The 19,961-nt window shown below is 71.2% G+C and carries 19 protein-coding genes and 1 tRNA gene; 5 read left to right on the top strand and 15 right to left on the bottom strand.

Annotated features, from left to right (window positions below; all coding sequences use genetic code 11):
* Positions 1-18: 18 nt before the first annotated feature.
* From OHS59_RS28925 to OHS59_RS28895, 7 genes are all read right to left on the bottom strand, one after another.
* Positions 19-708, bottom strand: a complete 690-nt coding sequence (locus OHS59_RS28925; protein ID WP_328496274.1) for a hypothetical protein — start codon at positions 706-708, stop codon at positions 19-21.
* Positions 705-1,124, bottom strand: coding sequence for an acyl-CoA thioesterase (locus tag OHS59_RS28920; protein ID WP_328496273.1), 420 nt, complete (start codon positions 1,122-1,124; stop codon positions 705-707). Before OHS59_RS28920 ends, OHS59_RS28925 begins: the two co-directional genes overlap by 4 nt.
* A 5-nt stretch (positions 1,125-1,129) precedes the next feature.
* A complete protein-coding gene (ettA, locus tag OHS59_RS28915) occupies positions 1,130-2,794 on the bottom strand; it encodes an energy-dependent translational throttle protein EttA (RefSeq protein ID WP_328496272.1) in 1,665 nt (554 codons plus the stop codon).
* Positions 2,795-3,211: 417 nt separating this feature from the next.
* Positions 3,212-4,627, bottom strand: a complete 1,416-nt coding sequence (locus OHS59_RS28910) for a TQXA domain-containing protein (protein ID WP_443061519.1) — start codon at positions 4,625-4,627, stop codon at positions 3,212-3,214.
* A gap of 265 nt (positions 4,628-4,892) precedes the next feature.
* Positions 4,893-5,483 (bottom strand): single-stranded DNA-binding protein, encoded by a 591-nt coding sequence (locus OHS59_RS44610; protein WP_443061518.1) that lies wholly within the window; start codon positions 5,481-5,483, stop codon positions 4,893-4,895.
* A gap of 261 nt (positions 5,484-5,744) precedes the next feature.
* Entirely contained in the window at positions 5,745-7,847 is a 2,103-nt protein-coding gene (locus OHS59_RS28900; protein ID WP_328496270.1) for a YfjP family GTPase, read from the bottom strand.
* A gap of 5 nt (positions 7,848-7,852) precedes the next feature.
* Positions 7,853-9,460, bottom strand: coding sequence for a dynamin family protein (locus OHS59_RS28895; protein WP_328496269.1), 1,608 nt, complete (start codon positions 9,458-9,460; stop codon positions 7,853-7,855).
* Positions 9,461-9,771: 311 nt separating this feature from the next.
* Between OHS59_RS28895 and OHS59_RS28890 the strand changes: the two genes are divergently transcribed.
* Positions 9,772-9,844: transfer RNA gene (locus tag OHS59_RS28890), tRNA-Arg, on the top strand.
* A 307-nt stretch (positions 9,845-10,151) separates the two neighbouring features.
* Here OHS59_RS28890 and OHS59_RS28885 read toward each other — a convergent pair.
* Positions 10,152-10,604, bottom strand: a complete 453-nt coding sequence (locus tag OHS59_RS28885) for a hypothetical protein (RefSeq protein ID WP_328496268.1) — start codon at positions 10,602-10,604, stop codon at positions 10,152-10,154.
* A gap of 235 nt (positions 10,605-10,839) precedes the next feature.
* Between OHS59_RS28885 and OHS59_RS28880 the strand changes: the two genes are divergently transcribed.
* The 3 genes from OHS59_RS28880 (at position 10,840) to OHS59_RS28870 (ending at position 13,408) form a co-directional block, all read left to right on the top strand.
* Positions 10,840-11,268 (top strand): VOC family protein, encoded by a 429-nt coding sequence (locus tag OHS59_RS28880; protein WP_328496267.1) that lies wholly within the window; start codon positions 10,840-10,842, stop codon positions 11,266-11,268.
* A 73-nt stretch (positions 11,269-11,341) separates the two neighbouring features.
* Positions 11,342-12,955 (top strand): serine/threonine-protein kinase, encoded by a 1,614-nt coding sequence (locus tag OHS59_RS28875; RefSeq protein ID WP_328496266.1) that lies wholly within the window; start codon positions 11,342-11,344, stop codon positions 12,953-12,955.
* Between the two features lie 186 nt (positions 12,956-13,141).
* Positions 13,142-13,408, top strand: a complete 267-nt coding sequence (locus OHS59_RS28870; protein ID WP_328496265.1) for a chaplin — start codon at positions 13,142-13,144, stop codon at positions 13,406-13,408.
* 157 nt (positions 13,409-13,565) lie between these two features.
* Here the strand turns inward: OHS59_RS28870 and OHS59_RS28865 are convergent, their stop codons facing one another.
* From OHS59_RS28865 to OHS59_RS28835, 7 genes are all read right to left on the bottom strand, one after another.
* The gene (locus OHS59_RS28865) at positions 13,566-14,432 is read right to left on the bottom strand and encodes a tyrosinase family protein (protein WP_328496264.1); all 867 of its coding nucleotides are present in this window, start codon (positions 14,430-14,432) and stop codon (positions 13,566-13,568) included.
* Positions 14,416-14,937: a tyrosinase family oxidase copper chaperone gene (locus OHS59_RS28860; protein ID WP_328496263.1), complete on the bottom strand. Its 522-nt coding sequence runs from the start codon at positions 14,935-14,937 to the stop codon at positions 14,416-14,418. Before OHS59_RS28860 ends, OHS59_RS28865 begins: the two co-directional genes overlap by 17 nt.
* An 87-nt stretch (positions 14,938-15,024) precedes the next feature.
* Positions 15,025-15,531, bottom strand: a complete 507-nt coding sequence (locus OHS59_RS28855) for a hypothetical protein (RefSeq protein WP_328496262.1) — start codon at positions 15,529-15,531, stop codon at positions 15,025-15,027.
* Between the two features lie 163 nt (positions 15,532-15,694).
* On the bottom strand, positions 15,695-16,192 hold the full coding sequence (locus OHS59_RS28850) for a DUF5949 family protein (RefSeq protein ID WP_328496261.1): 498 nt from the start codon (positions 16,190-16,192) through the stop codon (positions 15,695-15,697).
* 388 nt (positions 16,193-16,580) lie between these two features.
* On the bottom strand, positions 16,581-16,877 hold the full coding sequence (locus tag OHS59_RS28845; protein WP_328496260.1) for a hypothetical protein: 297 nt from the start codon (positions 16,875-16,877) through the stop codon (positions 16,581-16,583).
* A gap of 286 nt (positions 16,878-17,163) precedes the next feature.
* Positions 17,164-17,907: a hypothetical protein gene (locus tag OHS59_RS28840; RefSeq protein WP_328496259.1), complete on the bottom strand. Its 744-nt coding sequence runs from the start codon at positions 17,905-17,907 to the stop codon at positions 17,164-17,166.
* A gap of 247 nt (positions 17,908-18,154) precedes the next feature.
* On the bottom strand, positions 18,155-18,394 hold the full coding sequence (locus OHS59_RS28835) for a chaplin (RefSeq protein ID WP_107016158.1): 240 nt from the start codon (positions 18,392-18,394) through the stop codon (positions 18,155-18,157).
* Between the two features lie 348 nt (positions 18,395-18,742).
* Here OHS59_RS28835 and OHS59_RS28830 point away from each other — a divergent pair, with 348 nt between their 5' ends.
* Positions 18,743-19,852: a DUF3344 domain-containing protein gene (locus tag OHS59_RS28830; RefSeq protein WP_328496258.1), complete on the top strand. Its 1,110-nt coding sequence runs from the start codon at positions 18,743-18,745 to the stop codon at positions 19,850-19,852.
* Positions 19,853-19,961 lie beyond the last annotated feature (109 nt).

The following is a 19,961-nucleotide window of genomic DNA, read 5'->3' as shown; positions in this document are numbered from 1 at the left end:
CAGGGGTGGCTGCGCCGGTCAGCGCACGCTGACGTCCAGCGCCCCGAGCCCGGCCCTGCGCACGGCGATCGACCCGTACGGCGTCCACAGCCTGAGCCACGCGCCCGAGGAGAGCAGCCGCAGGACAGCGTCGTCGGGTGCGGCGCCGCGCGCGGGCCGCAGGAATCCCAGCGACTGGGCGGCGTGCGCGGCCCGCACGGGGAGGGAGGTGTCCCCGACCGGCCGGGACCAGATCTCCCGCCCGATGTCGTCGAGCGCGGACCGCGTACGGCTCTCGGGCGCCAACTCGTCCGTCCGCGCCCGGAATTCGGCGACCACCGCGGCCACCGCCGCACGCACCGCGTCGAGCCCGGGCAGTCCCGGCTCCGGCCGCCAGCCGCCGCGGGGCGGCAGCAACCCGGCCCACGGCGGTCCGGTGACGGCGGCGGGCACGGTCGCCGTGGCCGCCGCCTCGTCGAGGGACTCCAGGAGTTCACCGGCCGAGACCGTCACGTCGAGGACGAGGTCGAGACCGTTCTCGTACGGCTTGGAGAGCCGTGCCGTGCGGATCGCGAGCACCTCGAACGACGGCGGCCGGCCGAACACCGCGAGCGTCGTCCCCGACGCCTGCAGCCGTACCGCGGCCGCCCGGTCGTAGTGGATCAGCCGGGCCAGGAAGGCGGCGAGGTCCGCCGCCTCCCCCTCGTCGACGAGGTGCAGGGCCGTCATGCGGCGACGGCCCCCGCGGAACCGGCTGCGTCGTCCGTGTACTCCTTGAGGAACTCGCGCTCCTCCGCGGTGATACGACGCGGCCGCTGCGCCTCGAAGTCGAACGGCACTATCACCGTCTGGGCCCGCACATACACCTGGTCCGGGTCCTTCACCTCGTAGGCGATGGTGAAGGACGCCGCCCTGATCTGCGTCACCCACAGCTCGATGTCCACCGGTGTGTGCCGGTGCACCAACTGCTGCTTGTAGTCGATCTCATGGCGCGCCACCACGGACCCCTGCTGGAAATCCTTGTCCGGGCGGAACAGGAAGTCGATACGCGCCTCCTCCAGATAGCGGAGGAAGACCACGTTGTTGATGTGGCCGTACGCGTCCATGTCCGCCCAGCGCAGCGGGCAGCGGTAGATGTGCCGCAAGAAGATCAGCCCCGGGTCAGCTTCTTGTAGGTGGCGCGGTGCGGACGCGCGGCGTCCGCTCCGAGCCGCTCGACCTTGTTCTTCTCGTACGACTCGAAGTTGCCCTCGAACCAGTACCACTTCGACTCACCCTCGTACGCGAGGATGTGCGTCGCGACCCGGTCCAGGAACCACCGGTCGTGGGAGATGACCACGGCCGCACCGGGGAACTCGAGCAGCGCGTTCTCCAGCGACGACAGTGTCTCCACGTCGAGGTCGTTGGTGGGCTCGTCGAGGAGCAGCAGGTTGCCGCCCTCCTTGAGCGTCAGCGCCAGGTTCAGGCGGTTGCGCTCACCACCGGAGAGGACACCGGCCGGCTTCTGCTGGTCCGGGCCCTTGAAGCCGAACGCGGAGACGTACGCCCGCGACGGCATCTCGACCTGGCCGACGTTGATGTAGTCCAGCTCGTCGGAGACGACGGCCCACAGCGTCTTCTTGGGGTCGATGTTGGCGCGGCTCTGGTCGACGTAACTGATCTTGACGGTGTCGCCGACCTTGATCGCACCGGAGTCCGGCGTCTCCAGGCCCTGGATCATCTTGAACAGCGTGGTCTTGCCGGCGCCGTTCGGGCCGATGACCCCCACGATGCCGTTGCGCGGCAGGGTGAAGCTGAGATCGTCGATGAGAACCTTGTCGCCGAACGCCTTGGAAAGGTTCTGGACCTCGACGACGATCGAGCCCAGACGCGGGCCCGGCGGGATCTGGATCTCCTCGAAGTCCAGCTTCCGCATCTTGTCGGCCTCGGCAGCCATCTCCTCGTAACGGGCGAGGCGCGCCTTGGACTTGGTCTGACGGCCCTTGGCGTTGGACCGGACCCACTCCAGCTCTTCCTTGAGGCGCTTCTGGCGCTTCTCGTCCTTGCGGCCCTCGACCTTGAGCCGGGTGGACTTCTTGTCGAGGTATGTGGAGTAGTTGCCCTCGTAGGGGATCGCGCGGCCGCGGTCCAGTTCGAGGATCCACTCGGCGACGTTGTTCAGGAAGTACCGGTCGTGAGTGACGGCCACGACGGCGCCCGCGTACTTCGAGAGGTGCTGCTCCAGCCAGTTCACCGACTCGGCGTCGAGGTGGTTGGTGGGCTCGTCGAGGAGCAGCAGGTCGGGGGCCTCGATCAGCAGCTTGCAGAGCGCGACGCGGCGCTTCTCGCCACCGGAGAGGGTGGTGACCGGCCAGTCGCCGGGCGGGCAGCCCAGCGCGTCCATGGCCTGTTCGAGCTGCGCGTCGAGGTCCCAGGCGTTGGAGTGGTCCAGGTCCTCCTGGAGCTTGCCCATCTCGTCGAGCAGCGCGTCCGAGTAGTCGGTCGCCATCAGCTCGGCGACCTCGTTGAAGCGGCTGAGCTTGCCCATCAGCTCGGCGGCGCCGTCCTGGACGTTCTGCAGAACCGTCTTGCTCTCGTCCAGCTCCGGCTCCTGCATGAGGATGCCGACGCTGTAGCCGGGTGACAGGAAGGCGTCACCGTTCGACGGATGCTCAAGGCCCGCCATGATCTTCAGCACGGTCGACTTACCGGCACCGTTCGGCCCGACGACGCCGATCTTCGCCCCCGGCAGGAAGTTCAGGGTGACGTCATCAAGAATCACCTTGTCGCCGTGCGCTTTGCGCGTCTTGCGCATGGTGTAAATGAACTCAGCCAAGAGAAACCGTCCGGACGCTTGAAATCGGCAGTGGGCAGATACACCCCATCTTGCCGTACCGCCACCCCTCGGGGGAAACGCGTATGGCCCGGGCCCCTGAGCTGGGACACGCCGACCGGCCCCGCACCCGGCCCCTGCCGTTTCGGGCCGACAAGGGGTGCCGCCGAGCGCCGCGGGCCACCTCCGTACGGCCCGGAGCGGCCCTCGGGCGGCCCCGGACGCTCTCGGGCGGTCGCCGGAACACATCACGAGTGCCCGGCAATACAGCGAGTCCGCGCGCGATCACTCACTGTCCACTTGTCAAGGTGCGCCTTCTCGTTCCGGCTCCCGCTCACCGTTGCTCCGCCGGTCCCGCCGGTCCCGCCGGTCCCGCCGCTTCGGCCCGGTGTCGGTGTCCGGTCCCGCGTCGGTGTTCGGTCAGTCCTGGGTCGGTGTCTTCTTCTTGCGGACGAAGAGCACCGCCGCGCCGCCGATCAGGACCAGGCCGATCGCGATCCCGGCTATCACCGGGGTGGCGCTCGACGCGCCGGTCTCGGCGAGGTCGGTGGTCGTGGCGGACGTGCCGCCGACCGTGGCGGGGCTCGGCTCGTTCAGCGTCCGGACGGTCTCGTCGGCGGCGGCGCCGCTCTGCGTCCGGCAGTCGAGCACTCCCTGGAACCGCTTCTCGTAACCGCCCGGCCCCTCGACCGTGAAGTCGTACGGCTGGTCCTCCTGCAGCGGGACCGTCACGGTCTGTGACGCGCCTGCCTCGACGGTGTGCTCGGCGCCCATCAGCTCGAAGGTGAACGCCTCGTCGCCCTCGTTCACCGCTGTGACGTCGAGACCGCCCTCCGCGCAGTTCTTCTCGGCGGAGAGTGCCGGTATCGCTCCGGCAGCGGCCCAGTTCGCGGTCGCCGCCGCGGAGACCGTCGACTCGCTGGATCCGGCCAGGATCTGGGTCTGGCTCCTGGTCTCGGAGGCGAAGGCCCGCCCGACCGGCACGGTGGTCGAGGCCTGCACCGTCAGCGCGGCCGAACCGTCCGCGGCGTCCTCGGCCACATCGAAGAACAGCTCGCTGCCGTCGGCCGCGGACGTGATCTCCTTGCCGTCCCGGCCGACGACCTTCACCCCGCTCGTGGCGTCGGCGAGCGGCGTCACCGTCACGGCGGCCGCGTTGGTGCGCACGGTGACCGGGCCGAGCAGTTCACCCGGATGACCGGAGACCGCGGGCGGATCCAGTTCCAGGGAGGCGGCCGGCTCCGCCAGGTCCCGTGCGCTGCGCTGCAGATAGTCGGCGAGCTTCTCCGCCTGGGGGTCCACGGCGTCCACGTCGGCGTCGTCCGAGTACCGCCAGATCGCCACCTGCGTGCCGGCCGCCGCGTCCTGCTGGGTGAGGCCGCTCGCGCCCGCCTTCGCGGCCAGCGCGGCGAGGTCGTTGACCTGCGGGTAGGAGTTCTGCAGGATCCAGCGGATCCGGCCCGCGTCGGGGTTCCCGTTCAGCGACGTACCGCTCCAGGGGGTCTCCTGGTACTTGGCGTCCTTCTGCGTCGGGCTGTAGATGTCGACGCAGTAGGTCTGCAGGGTGCCGCCGTTGTCGACGGACATCTCGAAGAGTCCCGCGGAGACCTGCTTGTCCCCGCCCTCCTCGTGGATGACCGCGGGCCCGGACGTCTTCAGGCCGCCTATGGTGGCGGTCGCGCCGCCCTGGCTGAGAGGGAGTTCGTCCGCGACGGCCGCACCGGCGGTGGCCACGGCGCTCACGGCGACGAGCCCGGACACGAGCGCCACCGCGGCCAGGCGGGCGGCAGCGGCACCTCGCCCGTGCACGGACGGCGCAGAGAACGTAGAAAGCACAGAATTCCCTTTCGAGCGGGACCCGTTGACCTGGGGGGTTACGGTCCCACCAGCGGAATCAGAAGCCCCGAGAGCTATGCCCGGCATCCTAAGGACGGGGCGCACCTCCCTCCCCGGTCATGTCATCCGATGAGTGATCCGACTCGGAATCGTTATCGCCAGAACCGGGCGCGAGCCATGCTTGTCGACAAATCTACTGGGACCGTTCACAACGCACTCCCCGATAAGCCGCACTTCGGTCAGAGCGAGGAGCCGGCACCTGCCCTCACGTCACCAGGGCCGGTTCCTGCCGTTGTCGGGCCGCCGCGTCGACCCGCTCGGCCGGCTCCGTCTCCCAACTCGGCTCCGGCCGGACCGACGTGTTCGGCGACCGACCGGGAACCTGATCCGACGTCTGGTCCGGCGTCTGACCCGACGCCTGACCTGACGTCCGACCCGACGCCGGGTCTGATGCCGGATCCAGTACCTGATCCGATACCTGATCCGACGCCGGATCGCCCCTGAGCGTCCGCCGGAACGCCGCCGTGCCGCGCGCCAGGTCGTGTCCGATCGCCGAGGCCTCGATGTCCGCGCCCGTCCACGACTGTCCGTCGCGCTGCTCGGAGCGGATCTTCAACCTGCCTCGCACCATGAGCGGCTCGCCCAGCGACACGGATGCCTGCACGTTCGCCGCGAGCGCCCGATTGGCCCACACCGTGAAGAAGTTGGTGTGCCCGTCCCGCCACGCGTTCTTCTCCCGGTCCCAGAACCGCTGTGTGACCGCCAGCCGGAACCTCGCCGACGAACCCGCCGCCGTCTCCCGGAACACGGGCTGTGTAGCCACGTTCCCCACCACGCACACCGTCGTCTCGTTCATCGCGGAAGCCCTCCCTGCCCACGCGTACGGGTAGGTCCCGTACGGCTGCCATACGGGTCCGTCCCGTACGGCTGCGTCTGTCCGTCCCGGCGGAGACGACGTGGCCGTCACGTCGTGTCCGCCGGGACCTCAGACTGCCTCCGTCGGCCGGATCCCGCTGAGCCCTGTGGGCCACCGCCCGGTTGTGGACAACTCCGCCATTCGAACGTGGACTTCCGGCCCCACCCGCAAGCCCCGAGCCCCGCCCCTGGCCCCGTCACCTCACCCCGCCGAGACCCCGACCCCCGTGACCCGCAGGAACTGCTCCCGCACCTCCCGGTACCGCAGCAGCTCCGCCGCCACGGGATCGAGGACCCGGGCCCGGCCGCAGCCCGACGCCGCCTCCCGCAGTCTCCGTTCCGCCTCGAACCCGTACCTCCGCGCAGGCCCGTTCGCGGCGAGTCTGCAGGCCCACTCGACACCCGGGCCGCCCACGATGCCGATGACCATCAGCAGCACGGGCACGCCGAGGTTCGGCGACATGAAGCCGATGACCTGGGCCAACAGCCACAGTCCGCCGACGACCTGAAGGACGGTCATGGACGCCTGCGCGAGTACGGCTGCCGGCCACCAGCCCGGCCGCGGCGGCCGCCCGACCGGTGTCCCGGCCCGTACCGCCAGTTCGTCCAGGGCCTCGCACAGCCCCTGCGACCCTCGTACGGCCGCTTCACGCACCGCCTGGGCCCAGGGCGCGGGCAGCGCGTCGGCGGCCTGCTCGGCCACCGTGCGCACCGCCTGCTCGACGCGCTGCCGCGCCGTGGCCTCCTCGTCGTCGTACGTCCGTACGGACAGCCGCCCCGTCGAGGGTTCGCGCCGGTCCTCGTACCAGCGCCACAGCCGCAGCCAGGGCGTGCCGCACGCGCGGTTGGCGTTGCGGCGCCAGGCGCGCTCGGCGGCCTCGCCCGCCGCCGTGGCGCCGACCGCGTCGGCGAGCCGGTCGGCGAACTCCTCGCGCGCCTCCTCGCTGAGCCCGGCCTGCCGCCGGTTGGCGTAGACGGGCCACAGGCGCACCGCGGCCGCGTCCATGTCGGCGGAGATCCGGCGGGCCGCGGCGCCCCGCTCGGCCACGAAGTGACCGAGCACCTCGCGCAGTTCCCCGATGCCCTCCCCGGTGAGCGCTGACAGCGCGAGAACGGTCGCGCCCGGCTCGCCGTACTCGCCGAGCGCGATCCCGTCCTCGTCGAGCAGCCGCCGCAGGTCGTCGAGGACCTGGTCGGCGGCTTCTCCGGGCAGCCGGTCGACCTGGTTGAGGACCACGAAGGTGACTTCCGCGTGGCCCGCCATGGGCCGCAGATAGCGCTCATGAAGTACTGCGTCGGCGTATTTCTCCGGGTCGACCACCCAGATGACGGCGTCCACGAGCGCGAGGATCCGGTCCACGTGCTCCCGGTGCTGGACGGCCGCCGAGTCGTGGTCGGGCAGGTCCACCAGGACGAGCCCGCGCAACTGCGCCTCCGCCTCGGCGCTCTGCAGCGGCCTGCGGCGCAACCGCCCGGGAATGCCGAGCCGGTCGATGAGTCCGGCCGCGCCGTCGCTCCAACTGCACGCGATGGGCGCGGCGGTCGTCGGCCTGCGTACCCCGGTCTCCGAGATGGCCACTCCGGCGAGCGCGTTGAAGAGCTGCGACTTGCCGCTGCCTGTGGCGCCCGCGATGGCGACCACGGTGTGCTGCCCCGAGAGCCGGCGCCGCGCGGCGGCCTCGTCCAGGACCTGTCCCGCCTCGGCCAGGGTCCCGCTGTCGAGCCGCGTCCGGGAGAGCCCCACCAGTTCACGCAGCGCGTCGAGACGGGACCGCAGCGGCCCGTCGTACGCGAGGGGAGCCACCGCGGGCGGCCTGGTCTCCACGGCAGTCTCCTGTACGGGCCTGACCTGCCCCTCGGCCGTGGCCGACACGCGCCGTGCGATCAGCCCGTCGTCCCAGGCACCCACCGAGTCCGCCGAGTCCCCCAGATCCGCGGCCTCCTTACTACAGGCGGCGTCAGCGGCTCCCTTGCCGCCGGTGACGGCGGCCTCCACGCCCACGTCCGCCGCGCCGTCGGGACCGCGATCGCCCTTCTCCTTGCGGACGATCTCCCTGCCGGGACCCTTCCTGCGCGCGTCTCTCGGGTCCTTGCGGGCGTCCCCAAGGCCGGTCCCAGTCTCGGTCACGGAATCGTCCCCCACGCGCGCGTGCCCACGTTCCTGACGCCCTTCCCGTCCTCGACGCCCCTCCCGTTCCCGTTCCTGACGCCCCTCCCCGTGCTGACGCGTCTCCCCTTGCTGACGCTCCTCGTCGTCGTCTCCCGGCTGGTCCGCGTGATCCGTGTGGTCCGTTACGGCGGTCACCGCGGTCACCTCTCCTTCTGCAGTACCGACAGCGCGGCGATGAGTTCGGCCTGGGGTTCGGGGTGTACGTCGAGCGCGTCGAGCGGTGCGAGCCGCCGCTCCCGTTCGCTGTGCAGCGCCTTGTCGAGGTAGTCGGTGAGCAGTCGGCCGCCCTTGTCGCGCAGCCGCAGCGCGCCGTGCGCGCCGATCCGCTCGGCGAGCCCCTCGCCCGCGGACCGCGCCCGCCGGCCGCCCAGGAGCGCGGTGGCGACCAGCGCGGCCACCACCTCGGGGTCCGGCGCGACGCTCTTCTCCAGGGCACGCACCTCGTCCTCCGCGTACTCCTCAAGCATCCGGCGCCAGCGCCGAGCCGCCATCCCGATGCGGTGCTCGGCGCTCTCCAGCGCAGGAACGCGGTCCGTCAGCCCCGGGGCGCACGAGGCGGGTTCACGCCGCCACGCCTCGTCGATGCGCTCGTCGGCCGCGGTGACGGCGCACAGCAGGAGTGCGGCCAGGCTCTCGACCAGCGCGTCGAGCAGTTCACCGGCGCTGCAGTCCAGCGGGTAGCTGCGCCACCGTTTGAGCGCGCCCCCGGCCAGGACCGCCCCGGCCTGCAGACGGCCCCGCAGACGCGTGTACTCGCTGTCGTACGCCCCGTCGACGGCCGCGGTGAGGCGCAGCGCGGCGGCGTACTGGGCCGCGGCCGCACTGGCGAGCTCGGGCATACGCGACTTGAGCGAGTCGAGCGCCCCGTACGCGGTGCGCGCCATCGCCTGGTGCCGGGCGCCCGGGTCCTGGGCCTGCTGGGCCAGCCAGGCGCGCAGGGGCGCCACGGCGGTGGCCGGAAGCAGGCCCCCGCCCCAGGCGGACTCGGGCAGTTCGGGCACGGTGAAGCGGGGCACATCGCCGAGTCCCGCCTTGGTCAGGAGCGCGCCGAACTGACGCGAGACCTCGGACACCACCTGGTGGGGCACCCGGTCGAGCACGGTGACGAGGGTGGCGTCATGCTCCTTGGCGGTACGCAGCAGATGCCACGGCACCGCGTCGGCGTACCGTGCCGCCGTGGTGACCATCACCCAGATGTCCGCCGCGCACATGAGTTCGGCGGCAAGCACCCGGTTGCCGGCCACCAGGGAGTCGATGTCGGGCGCGTCGAGGAGCGCGAGCCCCCGGGGAAGGGTGTCCGCGGTCTCGATGCGCAGGACGCGCATGCCGTCCTCGCCGGGCAGCAGCGGATCGTCGTCGACGTCCTGTTGGGGCATCCACACGCGCGTGAGGTCGGGCAGTACGCGCATCCCGCTGAACCAGTGATGGTCCTCCGGGTGGCACACGAGCACCGGAGTACGCGTCGTGGGCCGGAGCACCCCGGCCTCGCTGACCCGCCGCCCCACAAGGGAGTTGACCAGCGTCGACTTGCCCGCCCCGGTCGATCCTCCGATCACGGCGAGCAAGGGTGCTTCGGGTTCTCTCAACCGGGGCACGAGATAGTCGTCGAGTTGCGCGAGCAGTTCGTCGCGGTTGGCACGCGCGCGGGGAGCCCCCGTGAGGGGCAGCGGGAAGCGTGCGGCGGCGACACGGTCGCGCAAGGCGGAGAGTGCGTCGAGCAGCTGGGGCCGTACGTCCAAGGTCACCACATGCGAAGAATGCCCAATTTTGGAGGCTTTCTAAAGCATATGGCCATGTCTGCGCGCCGATCGGACACACGGGACGGAAGGGACGACTGGGGCGCAGGCATAACGAGTGCACAACACCCGGGGCGTGAGACGCCAAAAGCGATGCACGATTCGTACCTGCCTGCGATTATCAGGACCGCTTCACTGAACCTCCACATCGAGCCACGGAGGGGAAGCGCGAAGCGTAGGGACCCAGGAGCTCTATCCTTGTCCCCGGCAAGGTCAGAGCCCCGCCCATACCCGGGCACCAGCACCACAGGCCACCACACCCGGCCCCCGTAGCTCAGTGGATAGAGCAGGCGCCTTCTAAGCGCTTGGCCGCAGGTTCGAGTCCTGCCGGGGGCGCACATAGCCTCTCACCTGCGGTAACACGTGAGGGGCTCTTTCATTTCCGGACGCACATCGCCGCGACCTCACCGAGGGCGCGATCTGCGTTCCCCCTTGAGCGAGACGCCCGTACTTCGCCCGGAGTGCGGAGCCTCACCCTCACCGCCCCGGCTCGCCCGTCCGCGTCCGGGGCCACGCCGCGCCGGGGCGCTTCGCGGCAGCTCGCGGCTTGATTCCGTCGGCGGCAAGCCTGTCAGCCACGCTCCTGTCGGCCACGAGCAGACCGCGGCGCCCCCTCCGCGAAGGGACGGTCGGCAATCCCCTCCTACTGGACGGGCGGGCACGTACCCGTCTCCTCACCGATGGAGTTGATCTCGGCGTTGGAGCGGGAGTCACCCGCGTAGTCGAGCTGATCCGTGCACTTCGTGTCGGCTTCCTTCGGCGTACCCGACGCCGCGTCGGACTTCTGGGGCTCGGGGCACGTACCCGTGTCCTCACCGATCGAGTTGATCTCGGCGTTGGAGCGCGGGTCGCCCGCGTAGTCGAGCTGGTCGGTGCACTTCGTGTCGGACTTGGCGGGCGTACCCGACGACTTGCCCGACGACGTGCCCGACGACGTGCCCTCCTCGGTGCCGGACCGCGAGGTGCTCGTGGCCGCCGACGACGAGCTGCTCGCGGAGGAGGACGTGCCGCCGGCGCCGTCGTTGCCGCATGCCGTCAGCGCCAGGCCGAGGGCCACCACGGTCATGGTGAGTACCGAGATCTTACGAGTGCGCATGTCGGTGCCTGTTCTCTACGTGGGGGTGGTCGCTCGTGGCGAGCGGTGACCGAGTGGATTGCGGACTGTTCGTCCGTGTCGCTTTCTGTCCTCCCAGAGAGCCGGTGCGGTCGCCCCGGTTGCTTCTTGATCGTTCTCAAGACACGTCCGTGACACAACGGTGGCCGCGCCGTGAGGTGCGCGCATCGGGCGCGCGACCTGCCGAAAGACCGGCCCGCGCCCCTACGGTGACCGGATGACGTCCATCAAGAAGTTCCAAGTCACCTTCGACTGCGCGGAACCTGAGCGCCTCGCCCGTTTCTGGTGCGAGGTGTTGGGGTACGTCGTGCCGCCGCCACCGGAGGGGTTCGCCACATGGGACGACTACAAGAACTCACAGCCGCCCGAGCAGCGGGATTCATGGTTCGCCTGCGGTGACCCCTCAGGTGTGGGCCCGCGGCTGTACTTCCAGCGCGTCCCCGAGGGGAAGGCCGCCAAGAACCGGCTGCACCTCGACGTGCGGGTCGGCACCGGACTCGTGGGCGAAGAGCGCCTCGCCGCACTGGAGGCCGAATGCGCGCGGCTGGTCCCGCTCGGCGCGATACACGTGCGAACGCTGTACGACGGCACCGACTCGTGCATCCCGATGCAGGACATCGAGGGCAACGAGTTCTGCATCGACTGACCACGTATCGCCCGTGGGGTCGCTCGTGCCCACGTTTCCTGCCACCCGCCCCGCCCCCACTAATCTGTCCGCCATGAACGCACCGGGGGACATGATCGACGGTCGGTTCGAGCTGATCGGGCGGCTCGGCAGCGGCGGTATGGGGACGGTGTGGCGGGCGCGGGACAGCGTGCTGCACCGGGAGGTCGCCCTCAAGGCCGTACGGCCTGACGCGGCGGCCTCCGAAGCCGTCCGCGAGCGGGTGCTGCGGGAGGCTCGGGCGCTGGCCCGGGTCAGTCACCCGAACGTGGTGATGATCCATCACATCGTGGACGACGACCCCCACCCCTGGCTCGTGATGGAACTGGTGGAAGGCGTCTCCCTCCAGGAGCGGCTCGCCGACGGCCCGTTGTCGCCCACGGAGGCCGCCCGCCTGGGCCGCCAGGTGCTCGGCGCCCTGCGCGCCGCCGACGCGGCCGGGGTCCAGCACCGGGACGTCAAACCCGCCAACATCCTGCTGCGCGCCGACGGCTCCGCCGTGCTCACCGACTTCGGCATCGCGGCGCTCCAGGGGTCCACCGCGCTGACGGCGACCGGCGAACTCATCGGCTCGCCCGAGTACATCGCCCCCGAGCGGATCCGCGGCAACGACGACGACCCGGCGTCCGACCTCTGGTCCCTGGGGCTCGTCCTGTACGTGTGCGTCGAGGGCGTCAGTCCGCTGCGCCGCGGGACGACCCTCGGCACCCTGGCCGCCGTCCTCGACGAGGCCGTACCCCCGCCGGTGCGCTCCGGCCCGCTCGCACCCGTACTCCAGGCCCTGCTCGTGCGGGACCCGGCGGCCCGGCCCGACGCGGCGCAGCTGGACGCGATGCTGGCTCAGGTCGAGTCGGGTACGACGCCGGACTGGGCGCTGCCGACGGCGACCGCTCCGGTGCCGCCCGGCCTCTCGACGCCGCCGCCCCACATCCTGGGCACCCCACCCCTGTACGGCGACCCCAGCGGCCACAGTGGCTCCAGTACCCCCGGTGGCCCCGCGCCCGCCGAACACCCCTCCGTGCAGCCCGTCGTACAGGCGTCCGAGCAGCCGACGCGCGTCGAGGGCCGGCGCTCGTCCGGGCGCGGCGGGCGCACCGCGCTCGTCGCCACCGTCGCCCTCGTCGTGGTCGCCCTCGCGACGGCCACGACCGCTCTGGTGCTCACCCTCGGCGACCCGGACGGCAACGACGGCAGGAAGGACGGCGCCAGGGGAAGGGGCGACTCCGCCGCCACGCCGTCCTCGAAGCGGACTCCGACTCCCTCGGCCAAGCCGTCGTCCGCGGACTCCTCCCCGTCGCCGTCACCGTCGAAGGAGACGGCCGGCCCGCCACCCGCCTCCGGGGGCCAGTGGATCGCCCAGCTCTTCTCCGAACCGGTCGGCTCCGGCACCGCCGCCCGGGACCGGCGGCTCGCCGCCGTCCGGAAGTCCGTCCCCGAGGCCGTCTACCTCCGCAGCGACGACTACGCGTCCCTGCGCCCGGGCTACTGGGTCGTCTACGCCCCGGGCCCGTTCACCGACGGCCGTGCCGCCCTGGCCTTCTGCGACGAACGCGGCAGGACCACGCCGACCGCCTGCGTCGGCCGGTACCTGAGCACGAGCGCGGACGACTCCGACCTCCAGTGCCGTCCCCCGGCCGCCAACCCCACGGGCCTCTGCACCCGCCCGTGAACCGGTCCGTGAATCAACCCGTGAACCACCCCTAGCCGGGCGGCTCATATGACTTATTACCCGAAATGAAACAGCTTGGTGAAGGATGTCAAGTTGAGTGCCGTTACCCGCTGTGAGTCCTCGCGTTGAAGGGACAGTGCGGTCGCGTTCATGCTTCCGCGCTCACCGATTCGAAGGAGATACGTGATGTCTCGCATCGCGAAGGCAGCCGTTGTCGCTCTTGGCACGGGTGCCGTTGTGCTCAGTGGTGCCGGTCTGGCCATGGCGGACGCGGACGCCGCGGGCACGGCCGTCGGCTCGCCCGGCGTGGCGTCGGGCAATGTCGTCCAGGTTCCGATCCACATCCCGGTCAACCTCTGCGGCAACACCGTGAACGTCATCGCCCTGCTGAACCCGGCGTTCGGCAACCAGTGCGCGAACATCGACGACACCCACGAGGGTTACGGCCGCTGAGTCGCCGCACCACCCACGCGAAGGCCCCCGGCGGTACACACCGCCGGGGGCTTCCCCGTGTCCCACGCACCGGCATCTCACGCGTCGGCCCCTCCCGCGCAGCGATCACGCGCACCGATCGCGCGCAGCGATCACGCATACCGGCCGCGCGCACCGATCACACGTACCGGTAGATCCGGCTGTGGTCCTCCATCTGGTCCGGGGTCACGCCCCACGGCGGCATCTCCTCGTGCCGCGCGACGATCCGCCCGTACTGCCGGTTCCCGAGTTCCGGCGGTGACTTGGGCAGGTACCGCGCGCCCTGGTGCCGCTTCTGCCAGCGCGTCCAGAGCAGGTCCACGAAGGAGTGGTGCAGCCAGAAGACGGGGTCGTTGACGGAGGCCCCGCCCAGCATGTGCCCGCCGACCCAGCGGTGGACGCGGTTGTGGTTGCGCCAGGCGTCGTTGCCCCGGCCGGTCCCCCACCCCTCCAGCTTGTTGCGGAAGCCGCGGTCCGAGGTGGAGTCCCAGGGCTCCGCGTCGTACACGGGGTCGTCGAGGGCCTTGGCGAGCTCGCCCGCGGTGGGCAGCGCGAGCGGATCGCGGGGCCTGCCGAAGTCACGCGTGAGGTAGTCGCCGTCGGTCATCGACTCCTTGACGACCCACTTCTTGTGCCGGCGCGCGAACGGACCGGTCGTCACCTGGTGGTCGGACCGGCGCCCGTTGCCCCCGAGCAGGTCCTCCCCCCACAGCGAGGCGGCGGGAGTGCGGTCCTTCGTCCAGTCCCAGTACGGCACGGACACCGCGGAGTCCACCCGGCGCAGCGCCCGCTCCAGGTCCAGCAGGAACTGCCGGTGCCAGGGCAGGAACGAGGGGGTCATATGGGCCGCGCGCAGCCCGTCCTCGCCGTCCGACACGTAGTGGTCGATGTGCACGCGGACGAATTCGTCGTACTCGCCGGTGCGTTTGATCTCCAGGAACGCGCCGACGAGCCTGCGCTTCTCCGTACGTGTCAGCGCGCTCACGTTCTTACGCGTGTACGCCATGTCCGTGCCCCTCCCCCGGCTCCGCCTCCGCGGCGGTCGCGCGCAGCCGCAGTGTGCCGCCCAGTTCGTCCACGGCCGCGCGGGCGGCGGCCAGCGGCGTCGGGTACGACTGGTAGTGGTCGATCATCGTCAGATAGCCGCCGTCGGCGCGCCGCATGAGGTGCAGCGGCCGGTCGTCCACCGTGACCCGCCACGATCCGGCGGCGGCCGTTCGCGCGAGCCCGGCCGACCGCACACCGTCCGCCGCCACCTCCTTCTCCTGCTCCTCCTCCTTGCAGCCACGGATCCGGCAGCCGCCGTACATCTCGTCGAAGCCGTCCGCGAACTCCGCCTCGAACCCGGCATCGAACCCGGCCCCGGACCCGGCCGGTTCGCGCGACGGCCTCGACGCCGTGACGAGCGGCGCCAGGACGGCGGCCACGGCCGCGGCGAGCAGCCCTCTCAGGACGTCACGCCGCGAACCGTTCCCCACTCCCACCCGCACTCCCCCACCCCTCCGATACATCCTGTTTTCCTGCCGTCCCCCCGCTCGCGCGGTGAGAGCCGTACGTGTACGCGCCCTATGCGTACGAGTGGTACCGGCTCCGCGTGCCTACAGACCCGGAGCGAGGCCCAGGGTGGCCCCCGGCGCCGCCTGCAGGACCGGGGCCAGCAGAGCGACCTGGGGCAGCTTCACGTCCGGGAGACCGAACATGTCCGCGCGCGGCGCGGTCAGCGGGGCGTCCAGCGAGGCACCGGGCGTCAGAGCGCGCAGGTCGGTGGTGGGCGTGCTGGCGGCGAGGTGGTCGAAGGTGTCTCCGAGCACGCGCGGCAGCGGCGTACGCAGGTCGAGCGAGGGCAGGTCGCTGGTGACCGGCAGTTGCGGCAGGGCCCGCTCCGGCAGCAGCCGGCCCTCGACGTACCGCGGCCCGTCGGGGCTGCCCGGCGTGATCAGCGGCACGGTGCCGCTGATCCTGGGCATCTCCATGTTCAGGGAGTGCTCCACACCTTCCAGGGGCACGGCGACCGGAACCCCGTCGGCCGCGACAGCGGGCGTCGCGACGGCGGCCGCCACACAGGTGACGACGGCGGCAAGAGTTCCTCGGGTGGTCGACTTCATCTCAGGCACGGGCCTTTCGGGATTCGGGGGTGCGTCCGAAACGGGTAACGACCCGGCACACGGGATCCGGTCAAAATTCCCCCGGTCGATGCAATCTTCAGCTCGTCCATAAGTCCCACCGCCGCGTCAACGTGCCGGAGGCAGGCAGCCGCGGCGCGCATGGTCAGGCGCGCAGGCTGCGGGCCGGGACGAGGGCGTGCGCCGCGTTGTTCAGGGTCTCCTCGTCACCGGCGAAGGCTGCCAGGGCCTCCGGTTCGACGGGCTTGCCCGGCTCGGCCTCGGGCCACGGGCGGGTGGTGAACAGGAAGTAGGCGTAGCCGCGTTCGCCGACCGCGGCGAGCCACTCCGGCGGTACGGGGCACTGGGCGTTGAGCTGGGTCATGCTGACCACGGCCTGGCCCGCCTCGACGAGGAGGCGGACCGGGAAGCTCGGCTGCCGGGTGGCGTCGACGACCTCGTCGCCGAGGGGCAGCCCGTTGGCCTTCAGCAGCCGCTCGACGGCGGACGCGGAGCCCTCGGGTCCGCCCGCGCCGTCACCGAGGGAGTAGGCCAGGAGGTAGGGCATGTCGCCGTCGGGCTGTTCACCGCTCCACGCCATGACGACGAGGGTGCCGAGGTCCGCGGCGGGGAAAGGGCGCGTTTCGCTTGAGGTTGAGGTCACCGCGGAACCGTATCGACGTGTCGGAATGCGTCCGCGCCCTTTCTCACTCGCCCGGGGGATTTCCATGGAGGTCTCCACACGAACGAGGGACGGGGTCGAACGGACGGGAAGAGAAAAAAAGAGGCGGGGGAAGTGAGCGAGAAGAGGGGGAGAAGAGCGGGAGAAGAGAGAAACGGCCGGAACACGGTGAGCGGTCAGGGCCGACACGAAGGGCCGGTCCGCGCGATGCGCAACCGGCCCTGCGGCACTTCCGGTCCTGCGGCACTTCCGGTCCTGCGGCACTTCCGGACCGGCCTCACGTGACTTCCGGACCGGCCTCACGTAACTGCCGCACCGGCCTCGCGTAACTCCTCGACCGGTCCCACGTAACTCCGCGACCGGCCCCGCGTCACTTCTGGAGGGGGAGCCCGCCCAGAAGGCCCGTGGGCCCGCCCGCGGAGTTCAGGGCCGCCGTCGCGTCCTTGACGGTGCTGAGGGCGGAGTCCTGGTTCTCCGTGTCGAGCGCCCTGGACTGCGACTGCAGGGGCATGGCGTCCACCGGCTCGGTGGTGAGCTGGGTCAGCGCCGAGTCGAGGCCGCCGTTGAGGCTGGAGGGGGGCGTGAGGTCGGCGGCAAAGGCGGGCGCGGCGACACCAGCGACGACCATGGACCCGGCAACGACAGCGGCGGCCTTCAGGGACTTCATCGTGTTCCTTTCTTCGGCGACTCGCGTCACCAGAGGGAATTCTCAGTGTTCAGGCACCGTGCATGCCTGCTCTCGCACTGCGTCCTGCCCAACGACCCCCGATCGGGACGGAAACCCCGAACGCTGAAGATTCCTGGAACCCACCCGATTGAAGGCTGTGTTTCATCACCAAATGCGATCCCTCATATGAGAACCCTGAAAGATTGTGCAGACGGGACGTGAAACGGCCGTCGGGCCGGCCCGGGTGACGGGCCGGCCCGACGGCCGGGACGGTGGCTGCTTCGCCTCAGCCACCGATCCCCGACTGTGCGGGCACGTCCGCGGGCAGCTTGGGCAGTCCCGGCAGGTTCGGTGCGGGCAGACCGCCGCCCACCGCCACCGCGGCGACGAAGTTGACCAGGCCCGTCACGACCTGCTTCGCGGCTGCCCCCAGCGCGGTGGCGTCGCCGCCTGCCGCCGCCTGGACCAGGGCGTCGACCGAGCTCTGCAGGGCCTTGAGCGCGTCGGCCTTGAGGTCGGGCGCGGCGACGTGGCCGGCGGCCCCCGGCATCGGGAGCGCGGGCGCGCCGGGAAGCGCCGGCAGGATCGCCGGCGGGGCGACCGGTACCTGCGGCCCGGTCGGTGTCTGCGGATCGATCGGCGTCTTCGGCTCGGTCGGTGTCTTCGCCGGCGGGGTCTGCGGAGCGGCCGGGGCCGCCGCGGTGACCTTGGCGATGGCCTCCTTCACCGCGTCGCCGAGCCTGGTGGCGTCGGCGGCGGGGAGTTTCCCGCCGTCGGCCTTGAGCGCGGCGGCGAGGAGGTCGGTGACAGGCTTCAGCACTCCGGCGACATCGCCGAGGCTCGTGACCTGTGCCAGCAGGGCGTCCGCCTCGGGCACCGGCGCCCCGACCGCCGTGGCGGGGACCGCCGCGGCACGGGTGTCGTGCGCCGAGTCGTGGTCGGCGGCCACGGCGACGGGTCCGGCGATCCCCAGCAGGAACGCGGCGCAGAGTGCGGAGGTCGCGATACGCCGCGCGGGCAGAGCACGCATGGAGGGTCCTTTCGGTGGTGCTTCGGTGCGTCGGGTCTTGTCCTCACCGTGGAAGCGGCGCCCCCCGCCTGCAACCGATCGCCCGCGCACCGCGGCGGCCCGCACCCGTCACCGTGACCGTTGTCCCTGATGAGCCGCCATGGCCGTGCCCGCCGAAGGCACTCGCCGCCCCTCCCTCCATTCGGGGCAACGCGGATCGGCCGCCCTCCCGGTGGGAGGACGGCCGATCAGGGGCCGGGCTTCGACGTCAGTCGTTCGCGCACTCGTTGCCGAACGCCGGGTTCAGCAGCGCGATGACGTTCACGGTGTTGCCGCACAGGTTGATCGGCACGTGGACGGGGACCTGCACCAGGTTGCCCGACAGGACACCCGGGGAGTTGGCGGCGGCGCCGTGCGCGTCACTGTCGGCGGCGGCGATGCCGGCGGTGCCCGCCATGGCGGCGGCGGCAACGGAGGTGAAGACCAGGCCCTTCGCGATACGCGACATGGAGAAGGTGCTCCTTGGGATCGAAACAACAGCCGGGCGGGGTGCCCGGCTCTGGAATCAACGCGTGGCGCGGGCGCGGGTTGTGCCTCCAAAAGAGTGACGCTCCGAGCCGTTACCAGAAGCGCGCCAAGGGGTTATCCCGGGGTATGCACACGATTCCGACACACTTGACGGGTTTCACCGATAAATACGGATAGCGGCTACAGTTGCGTTCCTCCCCGGACCTCCTCAGACCGCTTGAAACAGACGGGGAGTCATGGCGGCATTCGTGTGATGTCCACATCTCGTCCGCCCGCAAGGGTCAGAACCTCTGCCGCCGAAATTCCCCCCGAAAGGGCAACGCCGGTCATGCGCAATTCCCTGGGTCTTCTGCTGCGCCGTGGGATGGTGGGTGCTTTTTCCCTCGCCTCTTTGTGGGTGCCGGGCGGACCGGCCGCGGCCGCCCCCGCCCCGCCGGACGCACCGGCCGCCGCCGAGGCGGAGAGCCTCACGTTCACACAGCGGTACCGCGCGCTCGGGCACGGCGGGATCGTCCGGGCGGCCAACTCGTCGATCACCTGTCGCGGGCCCGTCGCGCCGACGGCGGTGTCCTGCCCCACCGCACGCGCGGGCCGGGCGGTCGCCAACGACGGCTTCGACATGTTCTACATCGACATCGACAAGGATCCGAACACCTACAACTCCAGCAGCGCCGAGGTCCGGTTGCCGGCCGGCGCCCGCGTCTCGTACGCGCGGCTGTACTGGGGCGGGAATCTGCGGGTCGGTGAGCAGAAGCCGCCCAAGGACAACGGACGGGTGCTGATCGCCGAGTCCGGCGGCCGGTACAAGGAAGTGCTCGCGGACACCCTCGTCGGGCACCGGGTGGCGCACGGCGCGGACGCCTTCCAGGCCTCGGCGGACGTCACGCGGCTGGTGCGGTCGAGCGGCGCGGGCGCGTACACCGTGGCGCAGGTCAATGTGGCGATGGGTCACTCGGCGGCCGGCGCGTGGGGCGGCTGGACGCTGATGGTCGCGTACGAGAAGGAGTCGGAGCCGCTGCGGCACCTGGCGATCTGGGACGGCTTCGGCCCGCTGGGTCCAGGTGACGACCAGGCGGTCCGGGTGGACGGCATGAACTTCCCCGCGGGAGCGGCCGGCCGCCTGGGGCTCGTCGCCTACAACGGCGACCGCGGGCGGACCGGCGACTCGCTCACCGTGTCCGACGGGCGGGGCGGGGCGGTCGCTCTCGGCGACGGCACCAACCCCCGGGACGACGTACTGAACTCGACGATCGGCGAGTTCGACGGGACGGCCTCCCGGCGGACGCCCGCGTATGCGAACACGCTCGGGTACGACTCCGACGTCCTCGATCTGCGCGAGGGCCTGCGGCGTGGCGGGGACCGGCTGGACTTCCGGCTGTCGTCACGGGACGCGGCCTGGACCGGCGCGATGTTCGTCGCCGTCGACGCGAAGCGCTGATGCCCTTTCCCTCCGCGCCCGATTCCGTTCCCGGCTCCGCCCCCGATGCCGCTCCCGACCGTCCGAGTTCCACCCGCGCTCCCTGCGAGCGCCACCCGCGAGCGAGGAA

This window comes from Streptomyces sp. NBC_00414 (assembly GCF_036038375.1).
Taxonomy (GTDB): Bacteria; Actinomycetota; Actinomycetes; order Streptomycetales; family Streptomycetaceae; genus Streptomyces.
Note: the sequence above shows the minus strand (reverse complement) of the source record. Positions and strands in the feature narration are given on the sequence as shown.

What these genes read in the sequence shown, in the direction of transcription:
- OHS59_RS28925 (WP_328496274.1), bottom strand. Translation starts at nt 708, where the DNA reads ATGACGGCCCTGCACCTCGTCGACGAGGGGGAGGCGGCGGACCTCGCC.
- OHS59_RS44610 (WP_443061518.1), bottom strand. Translation starts at nt 5,483, where the DNA reads ATGAACGAGACGACGGTGTGCGTGGTGGGGAACGTGGCTACACAGCCC.
- OHS59_RS28885 (WP_328496268.1), bottom strand. Translation starts at nt 10,604, where the DNA reads ATGCGCACTCGTAAGATCTCGGTACTCACCATGACCGTGGTGGCCCTC.
- OHS59_RS28880 (WP_328496267.1), top strand. Translation starts at nt 10,840, where the DNA reads ATGACGTCCATCAAGAAGTTCCAAGTCACCTTCGACTGCGCGGAACCT.
- OHS59_RS28875 (WP_328496266.1), top strand. Translation starts at nt 11,342, where the DNA reads ATGAACGCACCGGGGGACATGATCGACGGTCGGTTCGAGCTGATCGGG.
- OHS59_RS28870 (WP_328496265.1), top strand. Translation starts at nt 13,142, where the DNA reads ATGTCTCGCATCGCGAAGGCAGCCGTTGTCGCTCTTGGCACGGGTGCC.
- OHS59_RS28865 (WP_328496264.1), bottom strand. Translation starts at nt 14,432, where the DNA reads ATGGCGTACACGCGTAAGAACGTGAGCGCGCTGACACGTACGGAGAAG.
- OHS59_RS28860 (WP_328496263.1), bottom strand. Translation starts at nt 14,937, where the DNA reads ATGTATCGGAGGGGTGGGGGAGTGCGGGTGGGAGTGGGGAACGGTTCG.
- OHS59_RS28855 (WP_328496262.1), bottom strand. Translation starts at nt 15,531, where the DNA reads ATGAAGTCGACCACCCGAGGAACTCTTGCCGCCGTCGTCACCTGTGTG.
- OHS59_RS28845 (WP_328496260.1), bottom strand. Translation starts at nt 16,877, where the DNA reads ATGAAGTCCCTGAAGGCCGCCGCTGTCGTTGCCGGGTCCATGGTCGTC.
- OHS59_RS28840 (WP_328496259.1), bottom strand. Translation starts at nt 17,907, where the DNA reads ATGCGTGCTCTGCCCGCGCGGCGTATCGCGACCTCCGCACTCTGCGCC.
- OHS59_RS28835 (WP_107016158.1), bottom strand. Translation starts at nt 18,394, where the DNA reads ATGTCGCGTATCGCGAAGGGCCTGGTCTTCACCTCCGTTGCCGCCGCC.
- OHS59_RS28830 (WP_328496258.1), top strand. Translation starts at nt 18,743, where the DNA reads ATGCGCAATTCCCTGGGTCTTCTGCTGCGCCGTGGGATGGTGGGTGCT.